This is a genomic window from uncultured Nostoc sp. (genome assembly GCF_964245575.1).
GTDB lineage: Bacteria > Cyanobacteriota > Cyanobacteriia > Cyanobacteriales > Nostocaceae > Nostoc.
In genome coordinates this window covers 1-7256 of the sequence record NZ_CAXTNP010000336.1, presented here as the reverse complement: position 1 = coordinate 7256, position 7256 = coordinate 1, and the positions used below count along the sequence as shown (strand labels likewise).

The 7256-nt window shown below is 42.9% G+C and carries 6 protein-coding genes; 4 read left to right on the top strand and 2 right to left on the bottom strand.

Features of this window, described 5'->3' with window-relative positions; translation table 11 throughout:
* Positions 1–1044 precede the first annotated feature (1044 nt).
* The 3 genes from ACFFAP_RS33375 (at position 1045) to ftsH4 (ending at position 3442) form a co-directional block, all read left to right on the top strand.
* A complete protein-coding gene (locus ACFFAP_RS33375; protein ID WP_375515238.1) occupies positions 1045–1218 on the top strand; it encodes a hypothetical protein in 174 nt (57 codons plus the stop codon).
* A 57-nt stretch (positions 1219–1275) separates the two neighbouring features.
* The gene (locus ACFFAP_RS33370) at positions 1276–1461 is read left to right on the top strand and encodes a DUF2949 domain-containing protein (protein ID WP_375515237.1); all 186 of its coding nucleotides are present in this window, start codon (positions 1276–1278) and stop codon (positions 1459–1461) included.
* Between the two features lie 91 nt (positions 1462–1552).
* On the top strand, positions 1553–3442 hold the full coding sequence (gene ftsH4 / locus ACFFAP_RS33365; RefSeq protein ID WP_375515236.1) for an ATP-dependent zinc metalloprotease FtsH4: 1890 nt from the start codon (positions 1553–1555) through the stop codon (positions 3440–3442).
* A 258-nt stretch (positions 3443–3700) separates the two neighbouring features.
* Here ftsH4 and moeB read toward each other — a convergent pair whose 3' ends face one another.
* Positions 3701–4873: a molybdopterin-synthase adenylyltransferase MoeB gene (moeB, locus tag ACFFAP_RS33360; protein ID WP_375515235.1), complete on the bottom strand. Its 1173-nt coding sequence runs from the start codon at positions 4871–4873 to the stop codon at positions 3701–3703.
* A gap of 70 nt (positions 4874–4943) precedes the next feature.
* Positions 4944–5402: a Mov34/MPN/PAD-1 family protein gene (locus ACFFAP_RS33355; protein WP_375515234.1), complete on the bottom strand. Its 459-nt coding sequence runs from the start codon at positions 5400–5402 to the stop codon at positions 4944–4946.
* A gap of 540 nt (positions 5403–5942) precedes the next feature.
* Here ACFFAP_RS33355 and ACFFAP_RS33350 point away from each other — a divergent pair.
* Positions 5943–7256 (top strand): calcium-binding protein (locus ACFFAP_RS33350; protein ID WP_375515233.1); only part of this gene is annotated, 1314 nt, incomplete at its 3' end.

The following is a 7256-nucleotide window of genomic DNA, read 5'->3' as shown; positions in this document are numbered from 1 at the left end:
CCCCGCATTGCTGACTGAGACGCCTGAGTTGTCATTTGCTGCAATGCCGTTAATTTTAAAGCCATTGTTACCATTCAGGTCACTGAGATTGAAGAATGAATTAGCCATGATTTTCTCCTGTGTTTATTTGTTGTTAGTCAGGGAGTGGGCTTTAAGGTTCTAAGCTTGAAGTTCCGTGTTCAAAGTAAGGGCGCACAGATGTACATTAGTGTCAATGAAGAGATAAGGGACAAGTGGAGGGGGAGACAAAGGGATAGAGTTTCCCGTTATCCCCTTCGATGAGTTGCACTATTTAAGAACTGCCAATTGACTGCTACTTCTACAACCAGGTAGGCTTTGGGTTTGTAGAATAACCGCTCATTCACAGTGTCGTAGACAGATCGCTATTGCTACCCTCTAAAATTGGACTGCACATTATAACTCCTAATTTGTAATTCGTAATTAATAAATTCGATTAAAAATTATGTTAGTAGCAGTCTTTTGGTATCATTTAGTCAAAGGACTTGACTTTTAAATCTTTAAAATACTTTGATATCTTTTAAAACACTTAGATACTCTTATAAATATGTAAGTAGTGTCAATAGGCTAAATGTAATTCTGGTAAAGTTATAGTTAACTTTATAACGTCCAAAGTAAAGTTTTTGTGTAAGCGTAGCCCGCACTTCGACAAGCTACTTCGACTGCGCTCAGTACAAGTCAGTGACCATCGTAGATATCGCTCTCTCCAGATTGTGTACGTATCTATCTAAAGATATAAATCTTTGGTGAAAAATGAATATAACACGGGGATATGAAAGAGAACACGGAGATTTATCTTTGCCTCTCAGAATCTCTGCGTCTTCTTTGACAGCATTCTCTTCACTAAAGTTTTCTCATTTCGAGTGGTGTTAACTCTTTGAGTACGGTAAACCGTATTTGCTCGTTAGTTCCCAAAGATTAATTTAATTGTTAAGTTTAGTTACATAAATAAAAAATGCTGCAAACATTGCTAGATGGGAGAATTTATGAGAAGCGGTAATATTCTTGAGGAACAAGACAAATTGAATGGCTTTGCACGTAGCCCCTTGCCTAGTTTGGGCGCGAACGCCAGCACCTTGGATGTACATCAGGCAAGAATATACGCTTGGTTTCACTAAGTATGCCGAAAAACTCAATGGTAGCTTGGCGGTGATTGGGTTTATATCTCTTATAGCTTTGGAAATCTTGACTGGTGTTTAATCAAGTTTCTTGAGCTAAGTCAAAAATAAGATTTAATTAACGTTGTTTAACATGGTTATGAAAGCTATAGATCAATTGGTACATTTTTTAGAACAAGAGTTGGGTATTTCTGGTGGAGCAATTTCTCTTGCTTTGCGACATTGTGAGCAGACCCCCAACTTTCTGGCTATGACCCTCTGGCAGTATGGACTGGTAACACTGGATCAGTTAGCCCAAATTTTTGATTGGTTGGAAACAGTATAAGCTGCTGCTTTAACTATTCGGATGGTAAATAACGGACTTTCTGTGAAAGTCACATTTTTAACAGTTTTCATTTTAAGGATTGGTAATATCGATGGCAATTAAAGAACAGCCTAAGTCACCTCGGTTTCGGATCATTGCTAATATATTACTGGCAGTATCAGGGCTATTTTTGCTCTTAAATTTATTTTTGCCTGGTTTATTTGCTTCTGGCCCGACTGGTGTTCCGTATAGCTTATTTATTCATCAAGTACAAGAAGGGGAAGTTAGCCGCGTTTCCGTTGGTCAAAACCAGATCATCTACCAACTAAAAACAGAAAATGCCGAGCCGCCCCAGGTGTTTGCAACTACACCAATCTTTGATTTAGAGTTACCCAAACTGCTAGAACAAAAGGGAGTTGAATTCGCTGCTACACCTCCACCCAAGAATACTTGGTTTACAACCCTCTTAAGTTGGGTGGTTCCACCACTGATTTTTATTGGCATTTGGCAATTCTTTCTCGCCCGTGGTGCCGGTGGCGGTGGGCCTCAAGGTGTTCTCTCCATTGGTAAAAGCAAAGCTAAGGTTTACGTTGAAGGCGAATCAGCTAAAATCACCTTTACAGACGTGGCTGGGGTAGAAGAAGCGAAAACTGAGTTAGTGGAAATTGTGGATTTCCTCAAGACTCCGGCACGATTTACGCAAATTGGCGCTAGGATTCCCAAAGGTGTGTTGTTGGTTGGCCCTCCGGGTACTGGTAAGACACTTTTAGCGAAAGCCGTAGCAGGAGAAGCAGGAGTTCCATTCTTCAGTATCTCTGGTTCGGAGTTTGTAGAATTGTTTGTTGGTGTAGGTTCTTCCAGAGTGCGGGATTTGTTTGAGCAAGCAAAGAAACAGGCTCCCTGTATTGTATTCATTGATGAATTGGATGCGATCGGTAAGTCTCGTAGCAGTAACGGCTTCTACGGTGGTAACGATGAGCGAGAACAGACCCTCAACCAGTTACTAACGGAGATGGACGGGTTTGCAGCTGGAGATGCAACGGTGATTGTACTTGCAGCTACCAACCGCCCCGAAGTACTAGACCCTGCATTGCTGCGTCCAGGCCGCTTTGACCGCCAAGTGTTGGTAGACCGTCCTGATTTATCTGATCGTGAAGCAATTCTCAAGATTCACGCTCAAAAGGTAAAATTAGGAAATGATGTAGATTTAAGAGCGATCGCTACTCGTACCCCTGGTTTTGCTGGCGCAGATTTGGCAAACTTGGTGAACGAAGCCGCATTATTAGCAGCTCGTAATATGCGTGAAAGCGTTGCTCAAGAAGACTTTGCCGAAGCAATTGAGCGGGTAGTCGCCGGTTTAGAGAAGAAGAGTCGGGTGATGAACGAGACTGAGAAAAAGATTGTTGCTTACCATGAAGTCGGTCACGCAATGGTAGGGGCGCTAACAACAGGAAACGGTCGCGTAGAAAAGATTTCGATTATTCCCCGTGGGATGGCAGCTTTGGGCTACACTCTGCAATTACCAACCGAAGACCGCTTTTTGATGAATGAAGATGAACTGCGCGGTCAGATTGCCACTCTCTTAGGTGGACGTTCCGCAGAAGAGGTTGTGTTTAACAGTATTACAACAGGTGCTTCCAACGATTTGCAACGAGCAACTGACTTGGCAGAACGGATGGTAACAACCTATGGTATGAGCAAAGTCTTAGGGCCACTGGCTTACCAACAAGGACAACAACCAATGTTCCTGGGTAATGGTGCTAGTAATCCCCGGCGGGCGGTAAGTGAAGACACATCCAAAGCTATTGATATCGAAGTCAAGGAAATCGTGGAAACAGCCCACGAACAAGCCCTAAATATTCTCAGAGAGAATCGAGACTTGCTAGAAGCGATCGCTACTCAACTCTTAGAAACAGAAGTCATTGAAGGGGAAAAACTGCACAGTCTGCTGGGTCAGATTAAACGTGTAGCTAAGACAACTGCTGATTCTTTTGCATCTTAGAACGTTAGAATTTTAAATCCAGAGGAACGCAAAGCATAACTTTGCGTTCCTTGCGTTTTAGAAATGCCACTTATCACAATGCAAACACCAGCTAGCAATAAATCCCAATATACGCCCAATTGCACCGATAAAAGGTATTATTGCTTGCGGTTGTGATTGAGTCATGAAGATGAGGCAGATAGGGGAGAAAATTTTACTTTGTCTCCCTTGTCTCTCCAAAGTCCCCCTCATCCACTCTTTAGAGAAAGTGGTGCGTTTTTAATACTCTGGAACAGAAGGATCTATTTCTTTACTCCAAGCAGTAATTCCGCCTTTGACATTCGTCCCAACAATCCCGGCTTCTTTGAGAATGGCGAGGGCTTTTGCCGATCGCCCGCCCATCTTACAATGAGCAATTAAGCGGTGACCGTTTAATATTTCCTTCACCTTCGCAACGCCATTCCCATTTTCAATGTCTGGTAAGGGTACCAACACGGAACCAGGAATTTTGGCAATGTCGTACTCATTGGGGTTGCGGACATCTAGCAGGACAAAATCCTTCGCACCACTATCCAGCAACTCCTTCAAATCCTTAACGGTCATTTCTTGCATTTCCATCTGCTGTTTAGCCTCCTCTGCCTTAGCTTGTGGAATTCCGCAGAATTGTTCGTAGTCTATCAGCTTTTCAATCACTGGGCGAATTGGGTTAGGACGCAGCTTCAACTCCCGGAATTTCATATCTAAAGCGTTGTATAGTAGCAACCGTCCACTCAGGGTGTTACCTTGTCCCAGAATAATTTTGACAGTTTCCGTTGCTTGGATTAAACCAATAATTCCGGGCAAAATTCCCAATACGCCACCTTCTGCACAAGAGGGAACCATTCCTGGTGGTGGTGGTTCTGGGAAAAGGTCACGATAATTCGGCCCACCTTGGTAATTAAATAGAGTAGCTTGCCCTTCAAAGCGTAAAATTGAACCGTAGACGTTGGGCTTATTGAGCAGTACGCAAGCGTCGTTAACTAGATATCTGGTGGGGAAGTTATCGGTACCATCTACCACGATATCATAAGGTTGGAGGATTTCCAGGGCGTTTTCGGAAGTTAGGCGGGTTTCGTATAAATCAACCTGACAATAGGGGTTAATCTCGTGAATGCGGTTTTTTGCTGATTCAATCTTGGGTTTACCCACCCAGGATGTACCGTGGATTACTTGGCGTTGTAAGTTAGAAGTATCGACAACATCGAAATCGACAATCCCGATACGTCCAATACCCGCCGCCGCCAGATATAAAAGTAGTGGTGAACCTAGTCCACCTGTACCGATACACTGTACACTGGCAGCTTTCAGGCGCTTCTGTCCTTCTAGTCCTACTTCCGGCAAAATCAGGTGTCGGGAGTAGCGTTCGTAATCGTCTTTGGTCAACTGGATTTCATCCAGATTGGGATTGAGCATAGCAGTTATGATCAAGGAGAGCGGAATATTAATCCTATCGAAAAACGATATGCGTCTTTAAACTAAGCCGTTAAATTATATTTTCAATTGCCTCTGCTTGAAACTGATGATCATCATCAAGGCTCCAGCTTTGAAGTTCTCCAGCTTTGCCGTTTTGGACGGAAACTATTATATACGAGTATCCTTGCCAAGCGTATAGGCGATCGCATTCTGAAGGGATAGCAGGATGATCTGGGTGGGAGTGAAAAATGCCGATCATGTTCAGTGATCTGTTGCGTGCTTCCTTCTGTGTTTTTAACATAACTTCGGGTGCGATCGCATATTGCCGTCTTTTACTTTCTGCTGTGCGTTCCCCTGCAAACTCAGCCGCCGCTTCTGTATTCCAGGCATTTTCTGTTGGTATGACTTCTACCACAATTTTACCCCCACTAGCCAGATAGCCCAAAATTATACCACAGCACTCCTCTGGATAGGTGCTTTCTGCATGGGTGCGGATAGTTTGCAAGTGTTCTTGGCTAAGTCTGATCATCTCTGCGTTAGTAATTTTAGTAACCTCTAGCAATTTTTGCACAGATATAAAATATTGCTAGGCGTAGGCTAGTAAGAACCGTAGGCATCACACTATTCAAATATGTATTTTGTATCACTTATTAAAACATTTGCCTACTACTTTCTGGAAATTATTGTCTAGAAACTAAAACAATATGAAGAATAGACAAAGTTCAGTATCTGTATCTACATTTATCGGCAAATACTATGAAGAGTGTGCAAAGACATTTATTTAAGTATAAACATTTAAGTAAAATATTGACTATGTAATTATTTTGAGGCTACCTATTCCTATTCAGATGTTCTCTATTTTCAATTTAGACACCTGCGGAGAATAGCTCACTATGTACAAGACTTCTCATAGACTGAATCTTCAAGAAATATTACTGTTTCTTAAGGGTGGCGTGTAAAGTATGCCGAAAAGGTCAAATTTCGGTGAATTCTTATGCCCAAAAACAGCACTAAACTCAAGGTTCTGAACTGAAGTTACTGAAAAAATCGATTTAAGTAGGTAAAAATTATGGCAGATATTATTGGAACCGGCGGGAATGATACCCTACTGGGCACTAACAGCGCAGACACGATTAAGGGTCTTGCAGGCAATGATAGCATCATATCTAACCAAGGTGACGACACCCTAACTGGTGGTGGCGGCAAGGATACATTTGTTTACGACTTAAACTACTTAAACAACACTGATACCATCACCGATTTCGGTGGCGTAGGTAAAGGAACAAACCCGACAGCAGCAGTTACTGCCGAAGTGGACACTCTAAAATTCCAAGGTGCTGCCTCTACTGCTAAAAATCTGCTGCTCACCCAGAATGGTAGCAATCTGGAAATCACCTTTGAAGGGGACTTTACTAATACCAAAGTCATCCTGCAAAACTTTGCCCTGGAAAACCTGGATAACTTGAGCAAATCGACAGGAGCGACTGTAGACTTGGGCAATATCCTGTTTGATGGGCAAACTAGTATTAGTGACAGCTTTGATGTCTTCAATGCCAACTCCACCCAAAGCACTATCTTCAATAAGAACACAGTCACCTTCCTTAACGACCTCGACAATAATGTTAGCGGCTTTGACAACTCAGATGATGTCATAAATGCTCAGGCAGGTGATGACATCATTGACGGCTTGAGTGGCAACGACATGCTGAGAGGTGGTACAGGCAATGATACTCTCATTGGTGGTGCGGGGGATGATACTCTCGTTGCTGGTACGAGCAACAATACTTTCAGGGGTGGTGGTAGTGACAATAACTTGAATGTTAACTATTCAGAAGGCGATAATCTTCTTGATGGTGGCAATGGTAATGATTATCTTAGTGCCTCTGGCCGAAAGCAGCAATCCAGTGATGGCTATGATTATGTCTTAGGCAATAACACTCTCAAAGGTGGTGCTGGTGACGATACATTGAGGACTGACTATTCAAGAGGCGATAACCTGCTCTGTGGGGGTAATGGCAATGATTTTCTTAGTGCCTCTAGCGACAACTACAGCTTTACCATTGGCGGCTCTGGCAATAATACCCTCAACGGGGGCGCTGGTAACGATACATTAAGGAGTGACTATTCAACAGGCGATAACCTTCTCAATGGTGGCGATGGCAAGGATTATCTTACTGTCTCTGGCTTCCAATATTTTGAAATCGTTGGTGCATCAGGCAATAACACCCTCAATGGTGGCGCTGGTAATGATTTCTTGACTGCTGACTATTCAACAGGTAATAACTTACTCAATGGAGGCGTTGGTAATGATACCTTGAATATTATCGCTTCAGAAGGCGATAACCTACTCAATGGTGGCGATGGCAATGATTATTTATTCGCC